Origin of the sequence: Olivibacter jilunii (assembly GCF_900607235.1) — a bacterium.
GTDB classification, from domain to species: domain Bacteria; phylum Bacteroidota; class Bacteroidia; order Sphingobacteriales; family Sphingobacteriaceae; genus Olivibacter; species Olivibacter oleidegradans.
Genome location: NZ_LR027857.1, coordinates 177,375 through 199,407, shown reverse-complemented (window position 1 = coordinate 199,407; position 22,033 = coordinate 177,375). Strand labels below are relative to the sequence as shown.

17 protein-coding genes are annotated in these 22,033 nt (G+C 41.4%); 12 read left to right on the top strand and 5 right to left on the bottom strand.

Annotation, left to right across the window (positions count from 1 at the left end; translation table 11 throughout):
• Positions 1–51 precede the first annotated feature (51 nt).
• The 6 genes from E0E36_RS24470 (at position 52) to E0E36_RS24445 (ending at position 6,916) form a co-directional block, all read left to right on the top strand.
• The gene (locus tag E0E36_RS24470) at positions 52–1,404 is read left to right on the top strand and encodes an alpha-L-fucosidase (protein ID WP_130858140.1); all 1,353 of its coding nucleotides are present in this window, start codon (positions 52–54) and stop codon (positions 1,402–1,404) included.
• Positions 1,405–1,561: 157 nt separating this feature from the next.
• Entirely contained in the window at positions 1,562–2,404 is an 843-nt protein-coding gene (kduI, locus tag E0E36_RS24465) for a 5-dehydro-4-deoxy-D-glucuronate isomerase (RefSeq protein ID WP_013664033.1), read from the top strand.
• 24 nt (positions 2,405–2,428) lie between these two features.
• Entirely contained in the window at positions 2,429–3,571 is a 1,143-nt protein-coding gene (locus tag E0E36_RS24460) for a DUF4861 family protein (RefSeq protein WP_165447065.1), read from the top strand.
• A gap of 10 nt (positions 3,572–3,581) precedes the next feature.
• Positions 3,582–4,346 carry an SDR family oxidoreductase gene (locus E0E36_RS24455; protein WP_198140348.1) on the top strand — a complete coding sequence of 255 codons (765 nt, stop codon included), beginning with the start codon at positions 3,582–3,584 and terminating at the stop codon, positions 4,344–4,346.
• A gap of 288 nt (positions 4,347–4,634) precedes the next feature.
• Positions 4,635–5,891, top strand: a complete 1,257-nt coding sequence (locus tag E0E36_RS24450; RefSeq protein ID WP_242627387.1) for a glycoside hydrolase family 88 protein — start codon at positions 4,635–4,637, stop codon at positions 5,889–5,891.
• A 161-nt stretch (positions 5,892–6,052) separates the two neighbouring features.
• A complete protein-coding gene (locus E0E36_RS24445; protein ID WP_130858137.1) occupies positions 6,053–6,916 on the top strand; it encodes an ROK family protein in 864 nt (287 codons plus the stop codon).
• On the opposite strand, the gene E0E36_RS24440 is transcribed toward E0E36_RS24445, so the two are convergent.
• Together E0E36_RS24440 and upp are read right to left on the bottom strand one after the other, a co-directional pair.
• A complete protein-coding gene (locus E0E36_RS24440; protein WP_130858136.1) occupies positions 6,908–7,606 on the bottom strand; it encodes a YjjG family noncanonical pyrimidine nucleotidase in 699 nt (232 codons plus the stop codon). The two genes, E0E36_RS24445 and E0E36_RS24440, sit on opposite strands and share 9 nt — an antisense overlap.
• A 725-nt stretch (positions 7,607–8,331) precedes the next feature.
• On the bottom strand, positions 8,332–8,976 hold the full coding sequence (gene upp / locus E0E36_RS24435; protein ID WP_013664027.1) for a uracil phosphoribosyltransferase: 645 nt from the start codon (positions 8,974–8,976) through the stop codon (positions 8,332–8,334).
• 325 nt (positions 8,977–9,301) lie between these two features.
• On the opposite strand from upp, the gene uvrB reads away from it, so the two are divergent.
• The gene (gene uvrB, locus E0E36_RS24430) at positions 9,302–11,329 is read left to right on the top strand and encodes an excinuclease ABC subunit UvrB (RefSeq protein WP_013664026.1); all 2,028 of its coding nucleotides are present in this window, start codon (positions 9,302–9,304) and stop codon (positions 11,327–11,329) included.
• Positions 11,330–11,449: 120 nt separating this feature from the next.
• Here uvrB and E0E36_RS24425 read toward each other — a convergent pair whose 3' ends face one another.
• The gene (locus E0E36_RS24425) at positions 11,450–11,926 is read right to left on the bottom strand and encodes a hypothetical protein (RefSeq protein ID WP_013664025.1); all 477 of its coding nucleotides are present in this window, start codon (positions 11,924–11,926) and stop codon (positions 11,450–11,452) included.
• Positions 11,927–12,186: 260 nt separating this feature from the next.
• Here E0E36_RS24425 and E0E36_RS24420 point away from each other — a divergent pair, with 260 nt between their 5' ends.
• Both E0E36_RS24420 and E0E36_RS24415 read left to right on the top strand, forming a co-directional pair.
• Positions 12,187–14,127: a tetratricopeptide repeat-containing sensor histidine kinase gene (locus E0E36_RS24420; RefSeq protein WP_165447064.1), complete on the top strand. Its 1,941-nt coding sequence runs from the start codon at positions 12,187–12,189 to the stop codon at positions 14,125–14,127.
• Positions 14,093–14,728, top strand: a complete 636-nt coding sequence (locus tag E0E36_RS24415) for a response regulator (protein ID WP_013664023.1) — start codon at positions 14,093–14,095, stop codon at positions 14,726–14,728. The genes E0E36_RS24420 and E0E36_RS24415 overlap by 35 nt, the downstream gene beginning before the upstream one ends.
• Positions 14,729–14,818: 90 nt before the next feature.
• Here the strand turns inward: E0E36_RS24415 and E0E36_RS24410 are convergent, their stop codons facing one another.
• On the bottom strand, positions 14,819–15,595 hold the full coding sequence (locus E0E36_RS24410; protein WP_130858134.1) for an MBL fold metallo-hydrolase: 777 nt from the start codon (positions 15,593–15,595) through the stop codon (positions 14,819–14,821).
• Between the two features lie 279 nt (positions 15,596–15,874).
• Here E0E36_RS24410 and recJ point away from each other — a divergent pair, with 279 nt between their 5' ends.
• From recJ to E0E36_RS24395, 3 genes are all read left to right on the top strand, one after another.
• Positions 15,875–17,575: a single-stranded-DNA-specific exonuclease RecJ gene (gene recJ, locus E0E36_RS24405; protein ID WP_130858133.1), complete on the top strand. Its 1,701-nt coding sequence runs from the start codon at positions 15,875–15,877 to the stop codon at positions 17,573–17,575.
• Positions 17,576–17,616: 41 nt separating this feature from the next.
• The gene (lptB, locus tag E0E36_RS24400; protein WP_013664020.1) at positions 17,617–18,354 is read left to right on the top strand and encodes an LPS export ABC transporter ATP-binding protein; all 738 of its coding nucleotides are present in this window, start codon (positions 17,617–17,619) and stop codon (positions 18,352–18,354) included.
• Between the two features lie 494 nt (positions 18,355–18,848).
• Positions 18,849–20,366 (top strand): GH3 auxin-responsive promoter family protein, encoded by a 1,518-nt coding sequence (locus E0E36_RS24395; RefSeq protein ID WP_013664019.1) that lies wholly within the window; start codon positions 18,849–18,851, stop codon positions 20,364–20,366.
• Positions 20,367–20,596: 230 nt separating this feature from the next.
• Here E0E36_RS24395 and E0E36_RS24390 read toward each other — a convergent pair whose 3' ends face one another.
• Positions 20,597–21,946, bottom strand: coding sequence for a DUF58 domain-containing protein (locus E0E36_RS24390; protein WP_130858132.1), 1,350 nt, complete (start codon positions 21,944–21,946; stop codon positions 20,597–20,599).
• Positions 21,947–22,033: the final 87 nt, after the last annotated feature.

The window sequence follows — 22,033 nt, the reverse complement described above, 5'->3', positions numbered from 1 at the left end:
GCCAAATTCAGGTGAGTTATTAGGAGATGGTGTAAGTTAAAATTAATAAGGATGAAACGATTTTTCAGTATGATACTCGTCTTACTTGGCCTTTATTACTCAGTGATTGCGCAAGAGGTATCGAGAAAAGAAGTCGAGAAAATTAGCTGGTTTAAAGAAGCAAGGTTCGGTATGTTTGTCCATTGGGGGCTTTACAGCATATTGGGTGGTACCTACAATGGAAGAACAATGCCGGATACAGCACTTGCAAACGGAAAAAGCTGGTATGCCGAATGGATACAGCAACGTTTAGAGATTCCCAATAACGAATACCAAGCCTTAGTCGAAAAATTTAACCCAAGTCGTTTCAATGCAGATGAATGGATTAAGGAAGCGAAGAACGCAGGGATGAAGTATTTTGTGATAACTGCCAAGCACCATGATGGGTTTGCATTATGGGACTCAAATGTCTCAAATTACGATATAGCGGCTACACCGCTCAGGGGCCGGGATATTTTAGGAGAGCTTGTAGATGCCTGTAAAAAATACGGTTTGAAATATGGCTTTTACTATTCGCATTGGCAGGATTGGGAACATCCCAATGGCGCTATTCCTTACTGGAAACCCGCAAGAAAAAGCCGTGATTTCGAAAAATATTGGAAAGAGAAGAGCCTGCCGCAAGTTCAGGAATTAATCGAACGCTATGACCCTGATTTATTGTGGTTTGATACTTGGGACGAGGAGGCGAAGGAATTGATTACACCTGCCCGAAGAGATGAGCTGATTCATTTAGTTCGAAAATTAAGCAGTAAATGTTTGATCAATGGACGTATAGCCATGCATGACCCCGGAAACGAGATCGATTTTTTGGAGATGATGGATAATGCCTATCCCAAACAATTGCTCGATAAACCGTGGCAAACGCCTGCAACCATGAATCATACCTGGGCATGGCATAGTAAGGATTTTAACTGGAAATCATCCGGACAAATGTTACGTTACTTGGTAAGTAATGCAAGTAAGGGAGGAAATTATTTACTTAATATTGGCCCTAAACCGGACGGTACGCTTCCGCCTCCGGCCATTAGACGGTTACGGGAAATGGGGGCATGGATGCTTACTCACGGTGAAGCAGTATATGCCACGCAACCGCTTCGTGACGTACCAACAAACAAGGGAGTCGTTCTTACTCAAAAGAGAATAGAAGGTGGCCAAATTATCTATGCGCATATACTGGATGAACTTCCTGATAACACCTTAAAGCTTGCTATAGCTAAAGATAAGATTCAGAACTGTCAATTGGTAGAAACGGGAGAGATGAGAAATGTAAAGAGTGATGGAAACAAGGGAGTTACGATTTCATTACCTGAAAAAGATCCATATGATAATGCCATACGTGTGTTAAAACTGTACGTGAAAGAATAAAACATCAAACGGATTACTCCAATCAACTAGACCACTGCATATATGCTAAGCTACTTGACCATATTAACCAATGTAAACGTTTGCGCCTTTCCTGACTTTCTTTTATATTAGCCCAATAAAACGCCAATTAGTTAGTAAAAAAATAAAAACTGAAATAATGAGCACTACGTATGAAACCCGTTATGCTTCGAGTCCAACCGAAACGAAAGGCATGGACACGGAGGCCTTGAGAAGTAATTTCTTAATTGAAAGATTATTTGAAGAAAACAAAATCACGTTGGTATATACCCATTACGACCGATATATTGCTGGCGGTGTCATGCCTATTGCACAGGAGGTAGTTTTAGAAACCATCGATCCATTGAAAGCACCTTACTTTTTGGAACGGAGAGAACTTGGATTAATTAATATAGGTGGTGCCGGTATTGTTAAAGTAGATGGTGAATCATTTGATATTGGCTTCAAGGAGGCATTGTATATTGGAAAAGGAAAGAAGGAGGTGATTTTTGCTAGTAAAGACCAAAATAACCCGGCTAAATTCTACATAAACTCGGCTCCGGCACATCATGCCTATCCTACCAAGAAAGTGACGAAGGCGGATGCCGAAATAGTCGAATTGGGAAGTTTGGAAACAGCGAACCATCGAGTTATAAATAAATTATTGGTGTCAAGTGTGGTGGAGACATGTCAACTTCAAATGGGAATGACCGAGCTTAAAACCGGTAGTGTTTGGAATACAATGCCTGCACATACGCACGATAGACGTATGGAAGTGTATTGTTATTTCGAGGTCCCACAAGGTCAGGCGGTTTGCCATTTTATGGGACAACCGCAAGAAACCAGACATATATGGATGCAGAATGAACAGGCCGTCATATCACCACCTTGGTCGGTACATGCCGGAGCAGCTACATCTAATTACACCTTTATATGGGGAATGGCGGGCGAAAATATGGATTATGGAGATATGGATGGATGTGCCATTACAGAACTTAGGTAGTACATGCAGGTTATCCGATTAAAGATGGACAAGAAAAATAAATGGCTGGCGTTTGTTATAATGATGGTCGGCCTACTTTCCTGTAATAATAAAGATAAAGTAGGAAAACAGCTGGTAATAGCTAACACTTTAGCAGTTGATCGTGAGGAATTGGCCAGCATCCCTTACCGGGAATTTTTAAAGGTATACAATATCCATTCTGCACCTAAACGCTTCAAACTGGTTGATGAGAAAGGCAAGGAATATGCTTATCAGTTGGAGAAAAAGGGCAGCGATAGTATTGTAAATGTGTTGATCTGGATAGCGATCCCTGCAAACAGTGAAGTCAGACTCCATGCCGTGTCGGGGGAGCCCGCCGCGGTCACGGCAAAGACATTTGCCCGCTACGTACCGGAACGATACGATGATTTCGCGTGGGAAAATGACAGAATCGCTTTCCGGATGTATGGTAAAGCCTTAGAAGGAAGGCCGGATGATGCACAGGGGCTTGATATTTGGGCGAAGCGAACGGAAAAATTAGTTGTCGATGAGTGGTATAAAACCGGCGACTACCATAAAGATCATGGCGGTGGATTGGATTATTATTCCGTTGGTATGACCTTAGGTGCCGGTGATATAGCTCCCTATGCAGCCGATAAAATAATTTATTCAAAGCATTACCGTAAGCATGAAGTGCTGGACAACGGCCCGTTGCGCACTACCTTTCGGCTAAGTTATGAACCTTGGCAAGTGAACGATCGTGTCGTGTCTCTTACTAAAACAATTACCTTAGATGCTGGTTCACAATTGAATAGAGTGGAGCTACTTTATCATTTCGAGGGCGGTGGGAAGCTTCCGCTAGTGGCAGGTATAGTGCTTCGTCAGGAAGAAGGGGGGAAGATTATAAAAAACCTGAGCAAAGGTATCGCAGCCTATTGGGAACCTCCTCATGGCGAAGATGGAACCTTGGGCATAGCGGTGCTCGGGCAAACGGATCTACCTGAAATCACCGAAAATGAAGGTCAATTGCTGGCACATTTTAGTGCGATTGCCGACCAACCTTTGGTTTATTACAACGGCGGCGCTTGGGATAAGGCAGGAAAGATTCACAATGCGAATGAATGGGAACAATATTTAACATCCTATAAAGAAAAAGTAAATAATCCGTTAAGCATTTCAATAAAATAAAAATATGTCTATACTCAATAAATTTGATCTTAAAGGGAAACTTGCCTTGGTTTCAGGCTGCAAAAGGGGGATCGGTAAGGCAATGGCTATAGCATTGGCGGAAGCCGGTGCAGACATTATCGGTGTATCGGCGACCCTTGAATTATCCGACAGTACGGTCGCAAAAGAGGTGACAGCCCTGGGTCGTAAATTTTATGCCTATCAGTGTGATTTTTCAAATCGGAATGCCATTTATCAATTCATAGCGAAGGTTAAAGCTGATCACGAAAGTATTGACATCCTTGTGAACAATGCAGGTAATATCCTTAGAAAACCGGCCGCAGAGCATCCCGATGAATACTGGGACGAAATTATAGCCATTAATCAAACTGCCCAGTTTATTATTACACGTGAATTCGGAAAGGATATGGTCCAAAGAGGAAGCGGAAAAATTATATTTACAGCCTCGCTTCTGACTTTTCAGGGAGGAATTAACGTGCCCGGTTACGCAGCGTCAAAAGGTGCTGTCGGACAATTGACCAAAGCTTTTGCTAATGAATGGGCCGGTAGTGGCGTCAATGTCAACGCGATAGCACCCGGTTATATCGCAACGGATAATACATCAGCACTTCGGGCTGATGAAGAAAGAAGCCAATCTATTCTGGCGCGAATCCCCGCAGGAAGGTGGGGTGACCCCGATGATTTTAAGGGACCGACTGTATTTCTGGCCTCTAAAGCGGCCGACTATGTTCATGGTACGATTTTGACCGTAGATGGTGGTTGGATGGGGCGGTAAAAGAATTTTTTTATACATCTCCGCTTGATTATTGGCAAGGTGCTTCGGTTTATCTATTCCCTTGCAACACCTGGTAAGAGGTCCATCAGTGAATCTATCTGCTCTTTTCTTTCAAAGATAAAAGAGCAAATATTTGATAAGAAATTGATTAATAAAATCTTTTTTTATGATTGCAACGAAGATTAATCAACCATACAACAAAAAGCATAAGACGACGTTATAAGAAAAGTGTAACCCATCATAGGGTTGCACTTTTTTATATCCGGGATTTCGGTACAGAGTTCAAGCATGATAAGAAAATTAATCAAAAGAAACCTTTTACAACTACTGCTATTTCTTCTTGCGATCGGCGGCTGCTCTACCGGTAAGCAAGTCGCGACAAAGGGGAATAAATCACTCACGGAAACAATTGAACAACGCTTCAAACATGCAAGTACACAGTACAAGCTACTCATGGAAGAGTTGCCGGAAGATAAATTGCCAAAAACTTACGTTAAGGCAAATAATTTCCTCGAAACGAGCGGTTCAGATTGGTGGACAAGTGGTTTTTATCCCGGAACATTGTGGGCCCTTTTTGAAGAAACTAATGATAGTGTCTTACTCAAAGAAGCGCGGCGAACGTTAAAGCTCTTAGCTAAACAGCAGACAAATGATAAATTGGCTGACCTCGGGGCCATCATGTACAATAGTTTCGGTACAGCGATGAAAATAGATCCACAGGTATCTTATCAAAAAACACTTGTAGCCAGTGCCAAAACGCTGATGAAAAGATATAACGCTAAAGTGAAAGCCATTCGTTCTTGGGATACTAGACAAAATGATAAAGAATTTGTTGTTGTCATCGATCATCTCATGAATCTGGAACTGCTGTTCTGGGCTACGCATGCTACCGGTGATTCCGCTTATTATAAAGCTGCATGCAACGAGGCCGAGACGATTTGGAAAAATCATATACGGCCCGATTACAGCACCTGTCAGATTGTGACTTTTGATACCAAAACCGGGAAGGTTAAACATAAACGCAATGCGCAGGGCTACAACGACGAGTCTTGCTGGGCAAGGGGGCAGGCTTGGGCATTATATGGTTTTACCGTACTCTATAGGGAAACAAGCAATCCAACCTATTTGAACTATGCCGAACATATTGCAGAGTACATCCTGAATGAGCCAAACTTACCAAAAGATAAAGTGCCATATTGGGATTTTAATGCCCCGGATATTCCTAATACTTATAGAGATGCCTCTGCCGCAGCAATTATGTCGGCCGCTTTTTTGGAGTTAAGTGGCTATAGTACCAACAACGGTAAAACATACTTCAAAGCCGGTGAAGCAATGCTCGAAACCTTGGCATCTCCCGAATATACTGCGCTTTTGGGAGCTAATGGCGGTTTTATCTTAATGCATGGCGCAGGCTATATTCCCGTTATGGCTGAAGTGGATGTGCCATTGCCTTATGCTGATTATTATTATATACAGGCACTGAAGCGTTATAAAATGTTGACAATGAATAGTTCAAATCTCAACGCAAGCTTTAGATATCCCTAATTCGTAAGCGATGATACTCGTCTGTTAGTCAAATCAACTATAATTGCTGTCGAAATGACATTTTCTTAAAAAAAATATATAATATTTTGCAGCTTTATTTTTTTGCTAAAACGCTTTAATTATATTTGCCTCACGTTCCATTAAAAATTATAAACACGTTAATGAGTAATAAAATTGTAGTAGGTTGTGACATCGGAGGATCACATATCTCAACAGCATTGGTCAACCTGGAAAGCAAATCACTAGTCAATGATAGCTTCGAACGGCGCTCAGTAAATTCACACGATACAGTTTCCGGAATTATTAGTGCTTGGACTGATTGTATTAAAGCCTCATTGCAAAAAGGTGGTTTTGAGAAGCTTGCAGTGGGGATTGCCATTCCCGGTCCCTTTGATTATGATCAGGGCGTTAGCTTAATGAGGGGACAGAATAAGTATGAAGCCCTATACCAAGTCAATGTGCGAAATTTATTGGCCAACCAATTAGGGATCGATCCTTTGCAAATAAAGTTTATAAATGATGCTGCTAGTTTTCTACAGGGTGAGATGTTTGCCGGTGCCGGAGCTGCCTTCAAAAAAGCTGTAGGCTTAACATTAGGTACGGGGCTGGGGAGTGCTTTGTTTTTGAATGGACATGCAGAGGATGGTGATCTTTGGTGTGCTCCTTTTCGAGAAGGGATTGCGGAGGACTACCTCGCCGGGCGATGGCTAAAGGATACGTATTGCCAGCGGAGTGGGCAGCATATAGAAAGTGTGAAGGCTTTGTGCGAGCTCGTTCCCACCGATGATGTTGCTAGGGGCGTTTTTCGTGAGTTCGGCGAAACATTAGGCGTGTTCATTGCCGACTATCTACTCATTAAATCGCCGGAAGGTTTAGTCTTAGGCGGCAATATTAGCAAGGCACATGGCCTTTTTTTGGAACATACCCACAAATTATTGAGTAATAGAGGTTTTACTTTTCCAATCGAAATAGCAGCCCTCGGAGAGATGGCGGCGATTTACGGCGCAGCCGATATGCTAAAATAATAGCTTCAGTTCGGTTAAGGCGCTGATACTACGTTTAACATCAATGGGTTCTTCAAGCCCGTTCGGATTAAAGTAAATGGCATCTAGCCCGAAGGCCTGTGCCCCTCGGATATCGGCCTCAATGCTGTCGCCTATCATAACACTCTCTTCCTTTGATGCCTTGGCGGCAGTTAAGGAGTAATGGTATATGTCGGGATGTGGTTTATGTACGCCCACGTCTTCAGAGATGATTATTTGCGAAAAGTACTTTTTGATGTCTGTTTTTATAACCTTTATTTCTGCAGCATCTTTAAAGCCATTTGAAATTAAATGTAAAACGTATTTCTCTTTTAAGTAGCTCAGTGTTTCATGCACTCCCGGAAATAAGTTCGTTTTATGCGGACATAAACGAAGATAGTCAGTCTCAAAGGAGCTCGGAAAAAGTGTAGGCGATAAACCCAATTCTTGAAAAGTGTCCGCAAATCTCGCCCTTCGTAATTCTGTTTTATCAATCTTTCCATTATGGTATAGAGCCCACACCCTTTGATTATTACGGGTATAAGTTTCTATAAATAGATCTGCTGATGAAATCCCGAGGTCAACAAACTTATAAGAAATAAAAAGTTCGTTTAGTGTTTCCTCTGCATTTTTGTCGAAATCCCATAAAGTATGGTCCAAATCAAAAAAAAGATGCCTCTTACCTGTGTACATACTACAAAGATAGCTATACTAGTCATAAGTTGTTATAACCATTATCACATTGGCTAATTATTTCAGCTTTTAGCCATCAGCAGTCAGCTATCAGCTTTCGGTCGCGCTGGTCTCTCAACTCATGTCGGCTAATCATCACATTGGCTAATTATTTCAGCTTTTAGCCGTCAGCAGTCAGCTATCAGCTTTCGGTCACGCTGTCCTCTCATAATCATGTCGGCTATCATGACATTGGCTAATTATTTCAGCTTTTAGCCATCAGCAGTCAGCTATCGGCTTTCGGCCACGGTGGCCTCTCTACTCATGTCGGCTAATCATCACATTGGCTAATTATTTCAGCTTTTAGCCGTCAGCTATCAGCTTTCGGTCACGCTGTCCTCTCTAATCATGTCAGCTATCATGACATTGGCTAATTATTTCAGCTTTTAGCCATCAGCAGTCAGCTATCAGCTTTCGGTCGCGCTGGCCTCTCTACTCATGTCGGCTAATCATCACATTGGCTAATTATTTCAGCTTTTAGCCATCAGCAGTCAGCTATCGGCTTTCGGCCACGCTGGCCTCTCTAATCATGTCGGCTATCATCACATTGGCTAATTATTTCAGCTTTTAGCCATCAGCAGTCAGCTATCAGCTTTCGGTCACGCTGCTTCTCATAATCATGTCGGCTAATCATCACATTGGCTAATCAACTACTTAACTACTTAACGATTCAACTACTTAACTATTTACCTTTTCTCCCCATAAGCTAAATCACCGGCATCCCCAAGCCCGGGGACAATGTAAGCCTTGCTGGTCATTTCGCTATCTACTACGCCAATCCAAAGATGGGCTTTGGGCAAATAAGCTTTAATATGCTCAACGCCCTCTTCACTCGCAATTGCGGCAACAATATGCAATTCTTTGATGTCATAGGTCGCTAGCAGCTCTTGACAGCTTAATACCATGCTGCTACCCGTAGCAATCATTGGATCGATCACAATAACTGTCCGACCTTTCAAATCAGGAGAGGTTAAATACTTACGCTCGATTTCGAAGGCACCGCTTTTTTTTGTTTTTCTGTATGCGCCAATAAATCCACAATCTGCACGATCGAAAAAATTTAAAAGGCCTTCATGCAAAGGAAGCCCGGCACGGACAATCGTAATCAGTACAGGTTGCGCTACCAATAAGGACGTTTCAGCGGTACCTAGCGGCGTTTCTACCTCGGCTGCCCTGAACGCTAATTTTTTGCTTATTTCATAAGCAAAGATTTCGCCCAAACGCTCCATGTTGCGACGAAAGCGCATTCGGTCCTGTTGGATAGTGAGATCACGCATTTCAGCAATGAAATGATTCGCAATGCTGTTTTCTTTACTTAGAATAAAGGCCATGTGTTCAGACAATTTGGTGTTGGTTTGTACGCACTTAGTAATTAACAATCAAACAGCTTTTTCGTATCTTTGTTTACCATAACGATAACAGAATTCGTTAGCGGTCCAAATAAGTATCATTTACGCCTTTAATAACGTAAATTGAATAAGCAACGGAACATTAATAAAAAGCATTGGAGCATTACAGACGCAAAAAGTTTTGTATAAGCGTAATCTCCACGGCCATTAAATAAATCACTCAATGAAGCCGAGATATAAATAATATTGACACACAAGGTAATTATTAGTGACTCGAGCTCTCATTGGCAATTAAAGAAAATAATAGATGAAATTTACAATATCCTCTGAATACGTTCCTACAGGTGATCAGCCCGAGGCCATTCGACAATTGGTTGAAGGAGTAGAAGCCGGGGAACATTATCAAACACTATTAGGCGTCACCGGTTCGGGTAAAACTTTTACCATTGCCAATGTGATTGCGCAAACACAACGGCCAACCCTTATATTAAGCCATAATAAAACTTTGGCAGCGCAGCTTTATGGCGAAATGAAGCAGTTCTTTCCCGAAAATGCGGTAAACTATTTCGTTTCTTACTACGATTATTATCAGCCAGAAGCCTATATTGCTCACTCCAATACCTATATAGAAAAAGATTTACAGATTAACGATGAGATTGAAAAATTACGTTTACGCACAACATCAGCCTTGATGTCAGGACGAAGAGACATCGTTGTCGTTTCGTCAATCTCTTGTATCTACGGTATGGGAAACCCTGAAGATTTTTCACGTTCCGTATTTCGCTTCGGCGTTGGTACCACCATCAGCCGAAATGCCTTTTTACATCGTTTGGTGGAGATTCTATACGCAAGAACAACCGCTGATTTTAAACGGGGAACTTTTAGAGTGAAGGGTGATACAGTGGATGTTTTTCCGGCTTATATGGATGACGCCTATCGAATTACTTTCTTCGGAGATGAAATTGAAGAACTGAGCGTCATTGATCCTGTATCGGGAAAAACGTTAGATAAGATGGAGACGTTAGCGCTATTTCCTGCTAACCTTTTTGTGACGCCTAAAGAAAAATTTACACAATCCCTATGGGCTATACAAGATGAACTAGTACAACGAAAGGAACAACTCGTGAAGGATGGTCGGATGCTCGAAGCAAAACGTTTGGAAGAGCGTGTAAATTATGATTTGGAGATGATGCGCGAGTTAGGTTATTGTAGCGGTATCGAAAATTATTCACGCTTTTTTGATGGCAGACAACCTGGTATGCGCCCCTTCTGCCTGTTAGATTACTTTCCCGACGATTATTTAATGGTAATTGATGAAAGTCATGTGACGGTCCCCCAAATACGGGCTATGTACGGTGGCGACCGCTCTCGAAAGATATCACTTGTAGAATACGGTTTTCGCTTACCGGCGGCGCTCGATAACCGACCGCTGAATTTTCAGGAATTCGAATCAATGGCGCCGCAAACCATTTATGTGAGCGCTACGCCCGGTGATTATGAACTGCAAAAAACGGAAGGGGTAGTGGTAGAGCAAGTGATTAGGCCGACAGGTTTGTTGGATCCAACCATTGAAATTCGACCGGTAGTTAATCAGGTTGATGATTTACTCGATGAGGTAGATAAGGTAACCAAAGAAGGAGGAAGGGTTTTGGTAACTACACTCACAAAAAGAATGTCGGAGGAGCTTACAAAATATATGAGCCGATTAGGAATAAAAGTACGTTATATTCACTCCGAAATAAAAACGTTGGAACGGGTGGAGATCCTTCGTGGACTTCGTTTGGGTGAATTTGACGTGTTAGTGGGAATAAACTTGCTGCGTGAAGGACTGGATTTGCCCGAAGTAACTTTAGTGGCAATTTTAGACGCCGATAAAGAAGGTTTCTTACGTTCACAAACATCGCTAATACAAACGATTGGCCGAGCGGCGAGAAACGACCGGGGACGTGTCATTATGTATGCCGATAGTATCACTGATAGTATGCGGGCAACGATCGATGAAACCAATAGAAGAAGAGAGAAGCAAATTAAATATAATGAGGAGCATGGTATTGTGCCTCGTACGGTCGGCAAGTCAAGAGAAGCCATTATGGAACAGACATCGGTTGCCGATTTTAAAGGAGGAGCGGCGAAGGCCTATGTCGATCCGGATCCTGCCAGCAGTGTAGCGGCTGACCCGGTGGTGCAGTATATGAGTAAAGCACAACTGCAGAAGGCAATCGATACTGCAAAAAGAGACATGGAACGGGCAGCGAAGGATATGGACTTTTTACAGGCAGCCAAACTTCGCGATGAAATGTTTGCCCTTGAAAAAACAATGAAGGAGAAGTTTTAGCGAGGTGTAAGGCATTAGGTGTGAGGTATAAGGTAAGGGCATGAGGTGCAGGGCAGTATCAACCCTAACCCTACACCCTAAACTTTCCACCTTACCCCTTAAGCCCTAAACCTTCCACCTTTAAAGCGTGTATTTAAAAGTAAGCCCAAATCTACCGGCCTCAAATTCCGAATCGGGCGAAACTATCCAATAGGGACGCCAGTCGAAACCAACACTTAAAGGAGCCTGTGGAACCTTAAATTCAAGACCTGCCTGTGGGCGGAAGGCAAATCCGGTATCGCCATCGCCAAATAACACCTGCGGACCAATACCTACGTTCCACATAAGCCCCCCGGCATTAGGAACTTGTTTGTTATAAGAGTATTCTACGCCTAGAATAGTTATATCGTTACCAAATAATACCATAGCTTGTCCGGCATTGTTTTCCGTGAAGAAATGTTTTACATGAGGACCGACATAAGTGCCACCGTTTCCTAGATCTAAAAACAAACCAAAACCGGTGTTGTAGGGAGCTCCGCTTTGGGCTGAAGCCGTTTTTATGGTCAGAGCCCCGAGTAACATTAAAAAGATTGAAAGGAAAAGAAATTGTTTCATCATTAAGTTAGAATTATTTTTTGAAAAACCATTGGCTCAAAATTGAAGCTTTATTTTCTTTTATGCTATCCTATACATTCGGGATTTTATTCTAATGGTTTTCAGGTATATTCTTGTTTTCTTTACAATTATGCTTGAGAGAATCGATAAATTTGTTTGTTAGTCGCCCATTGCTTATGCATTACTTTTTAGTTTTTTATTTATCGTTCTTCCCCTGCTATTCGCTATTTGCGCAACAAAGGTTAGCGTTTAATGAAGATAGTTTGAAGAATGTACTAAAAAGTGATGCGAGCGAGCGAAAGAAGATAAGTGCACTTCAGGATTTATCCGATCACTGGCTTTACATCGATTCAGCAAAATCGATGGATTTTGCGCAAGATGCCTTCAAGAGAAGTGTTCGATTGAAAGAACCTTTAACGCTTGCCATTGCACATTATTATGTAGCAGGGGTTTACATGGAGCATTATAATCTGTCTGAAGCGCGACGAGCATTTGAAAAAGCCAAAGCTTTACTGGAAACAGATACATCCCACAACGCACAGCGTTATCTTGCACGGGTATGGCATAATATAGGTGCTATAAGTCAACGCGAAGACGATACAGAGACTTTTTTGAGATTGCTGATCGAAAAAGCCTGTCCGATTCTCGAAAGAATAGGTGATTCATTGCTCTTGGCAAACAATTATTACGATATCGGTAATGTTTTTGCCGACATTAAGCAATATGACAAGGCATATTCCTATTTTCAACGTGCAGCGCTTATTTTCGCTGATCATCATGAATATGCGGATGCTGTTAACAGTCATTTAGGTATCGTGAAGGCCTTGCTTTATCAAGAAGACTTTTCACCCGCCAATCGGGAGCGAATGCAAGCACATCTCAATTTTGCTTATAAGCAATTAAAGGATTATCCGCAAGCCTATCCCTGGACGAACTACTATGTCCTCGCAGGAATGTACCAACAATATGTTGAAAAGAATTTCGATCGCGCGCTGAAAAACTTTAACGAAGGAATCACTTTCGCTAACCAGCGCCAGGAAGCATACAATCGCATCGAGCTCCTTAACCGTAAGTATTATTTATATTTCGAGAATCAGCAGTACGATAAGGCAAAGGAAATGGCTTATCGCGTCTACAACGAAAACAAAGCCTTCCCTTTATCCCGAAATAAACTGATTAGCTTGAGGAACCTTGTAAATGTAGAAGAGGCAGTCGGCAATAAAGCTAAAGCTTTTGCGCTTTTGAAAGAGTATCTTGCGCTGGCCGACACAGTGAACGAAAAGCAGACTAACGTAAAGATAAACCTAATAGAAAAGAAATATGAAGATGCAAAAAAAGAAAAGGAGATCGTATCACTAAAGGCCGAAAATGAGCTTAATTCAGCGGCCTTGAAATACAATAAAACGATGCTGGTCTTTATCTGTATTGTGTTGGGGTGCCTATTGATATTGCTTGGGCTTGGATACTTACTCTATCGAAACAAACAACGGTTAGCAAAGCAGCAGTGCGATTTGCATGAAGAACAGCTTCAGCGTATGCAGAAAGAGCAACAAATACGATTTTTTAATGCTATGTTGCAAGGACAGGAGCAAGAAAGAAAGCGTCTGGCAAGTGATTTACACGATGGTTTAGGCGGATTGCTGTCAAATGTAAAATTGCTTTTATCTAAAAATCCCTGTGTAAGTCCCGAGCCGCAAGCACAAGAGCAACACCGGATTATTCTTAATAAACTCGATGTAGCTGTAAACGAGTTGAGAAGAATCGCTAGGAATATGATGCCGGAAACTTTATTGCGTTTTGGCTTAGTAACCGCACTTCGCGATTTTTGTGAAGATCTTGAGCGATCCGGGATAAACATATCTTTACAGACCTATGGTTTTAGTTTAGAGGATGATAAAGATCGGCAAATTATGGTTTATCGTATTTTGCAGGAATTGATCAATAATGCCGTGCGACACGCTGGAGCAAACACCATTCTGGTGCAGTGTATTCAAAACGACGGAAAGGTTTTTATTACCGTAGAAGATGATGGCTGTGGCTTTGATACCGACGACCAACAAGGAAAAGGAGTGGGGTTGCATAACGTGAAGAACAGGGTAGCTTATTTGAATGGCCAGTTGGATATTCAGTCTGAAAAAAATGTGGGAACAACAATTAATATAGAATTCAATGTCAATAAAGCATATATCCCTACTTATCGTTGACGATCATCCTGTGGTGCTTGAAGGTATGAAGGCCTTATTGTCTGATAACGAATCGGTAACGGTCAAAGCTTGCTGTCATGATGGCGAAAGTGCTTTACGGTTTTTAGCAGAAAACAATATCGATGTAATTTTACTCGATATTAATTTGCCGGATATCAGTGGTATTGATCTGTGTAAACAGATTAAGCAGCTCCATCCGCATATTCATATTATCGGCATAAGCAATTATAATGAGCGAAGCATGATTACCAAGATGCTGCAGAATGGAGCTAATGGTTATGTGTTAAAAAATGCAAGCGCGGAAGAAATTATCAATGCGATCCAATCTGTTGTAAACAAAAAGCTCTATTTCAGCCCGGAAGTGCAGCAATCTTTGTTCGAAGCAGCTTTGCATGATCCCATGAATTTACCGAAACTTACCAGGCGCGAACAGGAGGTGCTTCGGTGTATTGCGGAGGGAAAAACAACGGTGGAAATTGGCGAAACACTGTTTATTAGCCCGCATACGGTAGAGACCCATCGAAGAAATCTGATGCAGAAATTTGAAGTTTCAAATGCGGCAGCCCTCATCCGCGTAGCCACGCAATATCAGCTGATCTAGCTTCATATAGTTCAGTAGTAGAATAGTAAGTGGTTAAGTAGTTCCAAATTCTGCAACCTAACGACTTCTTCTACTCAACTATTTTCCTATTTAACTATCCAACGGCTCTACTCGAAAGCTATCAGCTACCTTGGAAACCTTGCCAAAGGGGGCTCCCGTCGAGTGGTAAAACATACAGATCCATCCTTCTTCTGCTGCTTTGTTTCCGTATTCTTCCCGAAGTTGCATAGCTTTCTTACCGTCAAAATCATATTTAGCAACAAACTTTCGGAGAAGCTGCTCCGGTTCGGGAAGCTCGTCTCCTCCAAAAAAATAATGTGAATTGTTCTCGCTGATATGAAATACTTGATGGAACTCTGTATGGCCACCACTGTGCTCGTAAGTAATGGTGTCGTTAATACGCCCATTTCCTTCCACTAACTCTAGATTTCCGCTACGTTGCAGCACATCAAAAATTGCGGTTTTGTAAGAACCCGACTTTCCGCTATAACCAGTTTCCCACTCTCCACGTGAAACAATATACTCCGCTTCGGGAAAAGCCAGTTGTAACTTGCCTTGGTGCTCGAAAACCATACCACCGGCATGGTCTTGATGTAGGTGCGACATCAAAACAAAACTTACGTCACGAGGATCAAATCCTGCCTTCTTGATATTATTATGTAGTGCCAGATTGCCAAGATCATCCTTATATCCTAATCCAGTGTCCAGTAAAATCAGATCCTTAGCGGTTTGGATGAGGAAGGGGTGAATATGAATAAACAAAGAGCCTTTTCGATCTTTCGGATCATCTTTTAAGGGATCGAAAGGGATAAATTTTTTGCTGCTATCAACAGAATAGGAACCTTCATAAAGTGAGAATGCTTGCATGCGAATAAGTTATAAGTAATGAGTTATAAGTGATAAGTAAACTGCCGTGAATGATTGGACCACGTATAATGTATAACCTAAAACTTACAACTAAAAAAGCGTATATTTACCCATTGATTAGCGCAAACTTAGACAAAATGCTTTTTTTTCACAAGTGTTCGTTGCGTGTTCGGGCCTCTGTCATACAGGAATGCAGATGCATGCAGCCTACATCGTGTACAAAGTATCCGTCACTCTCTTATTAGCCTTTGAGAGATACAGTTTAATAGGTAAAAGTATATGCAAAAAAGGTGGGTTGAAAGAAATACAGTTGATACAGATGTCGTTACTTCCTTATCAAAGGCTCTTAATATACATAAGGTCTTAGCAAGATTGTTGGTACAGCGAGGCGTATTCGACTTTGAGCAGGCACGGAAATTCTTTAGGCCTTCACTCGACGATCTCCATAGCCCCTTTTTGATGAAAGATATGGACCTTGCTATTCGCCGTATTGAACAGGCTATCGGCATGAAGGAAAATATCTTGGTCTACGGTGATTATGATGTGGACGGAACAACTGCAGTTTCAGTACTTTACAGCTTTTTGAAGCGGTTTTATAACCATATAGGATATTATATCCCTGATCGGTATAAAGAAGGTTACGGTATTTCCTTCCAAGGTATCGATTATGCAGCAGAGAACAACTATTCGCTAATTATTGCATTGGACTGTGGTATTAAATCAGTCGACAAAATTGAGTATGCAGCACAAAAGGGCATCGATTTTATCATTGGTGATCACCATACGCCGGGGAACGAATTGCCCAAGGCAACAGCGGTTTTGGATCCAAAGCGAAAAGATTGTAACTATCCATATAAGGAGCTATCAGGTTGCGGTATCGCTTTCAAAATTATTCATGCTTTTGCAAAGACAAATCAGTTAGAGGAAGCAGAAGTTTTTCAATATCTCGACCTTGTTGCGGTGAGTATAGCTTCGGATATCGTACCGATAACTGGAGAGAATCGGGTGTTGGCATATTACGGATTAAAGAAATTGAACAATAATCCAAGCTTTGGACTAAGGGCTTTGGTTGACCTTTCCACGAAGGCCGGTGAAATGAATTTAACAGATGTTATTTTTCAAATTGGCCCACGGATCAACGCCGCAGGTAGAATCGACCATGCAAAAGATGCGGTAAAACTATTGATTTCAAAAAGTTTAGAAGAAGCAAAAAACTGTTGCGGGCTAATTGACGTACAGAATATGCAACGGAAGGATTTTGATGCGCGGATTACAGCAGAAGCGCTCGAAATTATTCAAAAAAGTGAAACGCTTATTAAACGTAAAACAACCGTCGTCTACCAGGAAGATTGGCATAAAGGCGTTATTGGTATCGTTGCTTCACGTTTAACAGAAAAGTATTACCGTCCGACAATTGTACTTACGAAATCAAACGGTCATGTAGCTGGATCTGCTCGATCTGTGGCGGGCTTCGATTTATATGAGGCGCTATCTGAATGTAGTGACCTATTAGAGCAGTTTGGGGGACATAAATATGCTGCGGGGCTAACAATGAAAGCAGAAAATGTGCCTGCATTGCAATCGAAATTTGAAGCGGTAGTGGCACAAAGTATCGCTCCCGAATTGTTGGAACCTGAAATTTCAATTGATGCAAAAATCCATCTAGCGGATATTACACCAAAATTCTTTCGTGTTTTAAAACAATTTGCACCGTTCGGACCCGAGAACAACGCACCTGTTTTTATTGCCAAAAATGTGTATTCTGTAGGCGAGGCGCAGTTGGTAGGAGCGAACCACCTAAAGATGTATATTACACAGGAAGGAGCTCCGGCCTTTGATTGTATTGGATTTGGCTTAGGGGAATATATAACACATATTAATAAAGGAATACCTTTTACCGCATGTTTCTCTATTGAAGAGAACGTATGGCGAGATAAAAAAAATATTCAATTAAATTTAAAGGGAATTAGGTTGATGTAAGCTTTAAGCTTGCAGCTGATGACTAAAAGCTTAAAGCTAGTATGATATTAAAGGCAGAACATCTGGTAAAGAAATATAAACAGCGTACGGTTGTAAACGATGTGTCTTTTCATGTCGAGCAAGGAGAGATTGTTGGATTATTAGGACCTAACGGTGCCGGTAAAACAACGTCTTTTTATATGATCGTCGGATTGATCAAGCCGAATGAAGGTAATGTTTATCTGGAAGATGATAATATTACAGAAGATCCCATGTATCGCAGAGCTCAAAAAGGAATTGGATATTTGGCGCAAGAGGCTTCGGTTTTTAGAAAACTATCTGTTGAGGATAACATTATGGCGGTGTTGGAAATCCATCACCAGGATAAGACGGTTAGAAAAGAAAAGCTGGAAGAGCTTATCAATGAGTTCAGTTTACATAAAGTCAGGAAAAACAGAGGCGATTTGCTGTCAGGAGGAGAGCGCCGGCGCACGGAAATTGCTCGTGCTCTAGCGGCAAGCCCTCATTTTATTCTGTTAGATGAACCCTTTGCGGGAGTCGATCCTATTGCGGTCGAGGAAATCCAGACCATTGTGCATAAGCTTAAACATCGAAATATTGGGATTCTGATAACCGATCATAATGTACAGGAAACCTTGTCCATTACAGACCGAGCTTATTTGCTTACTGAGGGAAAAATCATGTTGACGGGCACTCCTGAAGAGATAGCGGTCAATGAAATGGCGAGAACCTATTATCTGGGGCGTCATTTTGAGTTGAGAAGGAAGAAACTGGGATAGTTAGTTGAGCCGGTAAATAGTTAAGTAGTTGAATCGTTAAGTAGTTAAGTAGTTGATGAGCCAATGTGATGATAGCCGACATGATTAGAGAGGCCAGCACGACTGAAAGCTGATAGCTGACTGCTGATGGCTAAGAGCTGAAATAATTAGCCAATGTGATGATAGCCGACATGATTAGAAAGGCCAGCACGACTGAAAGCTGATAGCTGACTGCTGATGGCTAAAAGCTGAAATAATTAGCCAATGTGATGATGAGCCGACATGATTAGAACGGCCAGGCCGCCCGAAAGCTGATAGCTGACTGCTGATGGCTGAAAGAGGATATAAGACATAGGACGCAGGATAGGAAATCCTGATACGTACCTGCCTGCCGGCAGGTGTCCTGGTACCAAATCCTGTGCTAACAACTAATAACCAACAACGAGTAACTAACAACAAATAACCAATAAATTTGCTACTTTAGTAGCTAAAACCAAGTATCCTAGTATAACAAAATGGCAATTGTCAATTCAATTATTAATTGGATAATGAAAAAGCGAATCCACCAAATTGAACTTTTCATGAAATATCCTCATGAAGTTCAGGAAGAGTGGTTTCAAAGCCTTATTACCACTGCGCAGGCAACCGAGTGGGGGAAGAAGTTCGACTATAAATCGATTTGTAATCTTGAAACTTTTAAAGAACGTGTGCCTATACAAGACTATAATAGCCTGAAACCATATATTGACAGAATGATTGCAGGTGAGCAAAATTTGTTGTGGCCATCGGATATAAAATGGTTTGCAAAATCTTCAGGTACAACCTCTGATAGGAGTAAGTTTATACCGGTGAGTGAGGAGGCTTTAGAGGATTGCCATTTTCAGGGGGGGAAAGATCTGCTTTCTATTTATTGCCATAATCGGCCCGATGCTAAAGTTTTTACAGGAAAGGGGGTTGTGCTGGGAGGAAGTCATAAAATAAATCAACTTGGCAATGGAGATTCCAGTTCCGGTGATTTATCGGCCATTCTGATCCGAAACCTGCCTTTTTGGGCCGAAATGTATAGAACACCGGATTTGGAGACAACTCTTAATCCCAATTTTGAGGAGAAAATCGAACGGGTCGCCAATCTGGTAATTCATGAAAATGTAACCAATTTATCCGGGGTACCCACGTGGAACGTAGTATTGGCAAAAAGGGTGCTTGAATTAACAGGGAAAGATAATCTATTGGAGATATGGCCTAATTTGGAACTGTATCTGCACGGTGGAGTGAGCTTTAAGCCCTATAAAGAGCAGTTTAAGAGACTTATCCCTTCTGATAATATGTACTATTTGGAAAACTATAATGCCTCAGAAGGTTATTTCGGAATTCAAGATCAGTCAGATTCGGATGATTTACTGCTTATGCTCGATTATGGGGTTTACTATGAATTTTTGCCTGTTGAAAATTTGTATGACGAACACCCGTTAACGCTTACGCTCGATCAGGTTGAGCTTGGTAAAAATTATGCTTTGATCATTTCGACGAATGCCGGTCTATGGCGGTATATGATCGGAGACACGATTAAGTTTACTACTTTACACCCTTACCGTATACAGATTACCGGCCGAACCAAGCAATATATTAATACTTTTGGTGAAGAGTTGATCGTTGATAATGCCGATAATGGTTTGAGAGAAGCCTGTAAAATCACCAATGCGATTGTACGCGATTACACAGCAGGGCCTGTTTATTTCCATAATAACGAGGCTGGCGCACACGAATGGATTATAGAATTTGAAAAAGAGCCGGACGACTTTACGGAATTCAAAAACGTGTTGGATGAAAAACTGCGAGAAGTGAATTCAGACTATGATGCGAAACGGTTTAAAAACATGGCACTGAAGGCGCCGATTATACATATGGCTCCGTCAGGTACCTTTTACCGATGGATGAAAAACCGAGATAAATTGGGAGGACAAAATAAGGTGCCACGATTGGCAAATGACCGAAATTATCTCGACAGCATTTTGCCGTTGTTAAATAGTTAGGTAGTTAACTATTCGTAAGTGCTTGCTTTTTTCGGCACTCATGAGCTCCCTACGGTCGGTTAGCCGATAAGTTAATTAGCTAATGAGTTAATTAGCCGATAAGCCAATGTGATGATGCGATGATGAACCTAGGCCTTTCATAGCCAATGGATATCTGCCCGCAACTAACTACCAACACTAACAACTAATAACCAACAACCAACAACTAATAACTCGCAATGTAACAATCATCAAATCCGCTGCTTAGCCTTAATTTCCAAATACTTATTGATTGTGTTGACAGTCAAATGTTCAGGTGGCGTCAAGACAGACTGTATTCCATGCCTGGCAAGCTCTCGAACAAGTAGTTTTTTTTCGTAGACAAATTTCTCTGCGATTGTTTTCAAATAGATACCTTCGATGCTTTCCGCTTTTTCTTGACTTAAGTTTTTCACCTCGATGTTCTCAAAAAAGATTACTACCAATAAGTGGTATTTTGCAATTTTCTTCAAATAAGGTAATTGTCGATTTAAGGCAGATACACTTTCAAAATTCGTAAATAAGATAATCAAGCTTCTTTGCCGTAGCGTATACCTTACAGTCGAGTATAAAATCTCCAAATTACTCTCTAAATAACGTGTCTTCTCTTTGTACAAGGCCTCCATAATATAATTAAGTTGTGTAGAACGCCTATCAGCAGGAAGAACAGTCCCAATTTGCTCGGCAAATGTGATAAGTCCGGCTTTATCTTCCTTTTTGAGCGCAATGTTAGCCAATACCAAACTTGCATTAATGGCGTAATCTAATAAACTTAAGCCATGAAAGGGCATCTTCATTGCCCTTGATTTGTCGATTATACAATAGATATGTTGCGATCGCTCGTCAATGTACGAATTGACCATTAAACTGCCTTGACGAGCAGAAGCTTTCCAATTTAGCGTCCGATAATCATCACCCTGAACATAAGCCTTTATTTGTTCAAATTCCATGCTATGGCCTAAACGACGGATCTTCTTCAAGCCGTAATCCGTTAACCGATTAGAAATGGCTAACATCTCGTATTTACGCATTTGAAGAAAAGAAGGGTATACGGGTACATTAGCCTCTGCATCTTCATTAAATCTACGTTGTATAAAACCGATGGGTGATTGTACAAAAGTTCGTAGTTTTCCGAAAGAGTAAAGGCCTCGTTTTACAGGGCGTAGTTGGTATGAAAAAGTACTCCGTTCCTTAACTTCCAGAGCTCGCTCGAACCAAATATCGCGCTTTTGGAATTGATAAGGTATTTCATCGATAATGCCTATTTTTACAGTAAAAGGATAACGATTGTTGCTTGTAATAAAAATTTCGTTATCATCACTGTTGCTTAGGCGGGCAGGAGCAATACGCGTACTGACTACCCCTCCATTTTTTACAGCGTATAGTAATGCGATATCTGCTAATAAAATCAGCGTCGTTGTAAGAGCAGCTATATAAGGTAAAAATCCCAGCCAAGGGAAAAAATAAGCTAATAAAAATAAGAATGCCGTTATTCCCCAAGCGATAAAAAATCGCTTACTCAGAAATAGATCCAAATAAAATAATCGAACGATATTACGCATCGTAGAATCTTTAATAAACGCTTTTTGTTAAGTCCCGCTCTTTACCCTTATCTCCACCCTATCCCTAATCCCTATCCCCTATAAGCT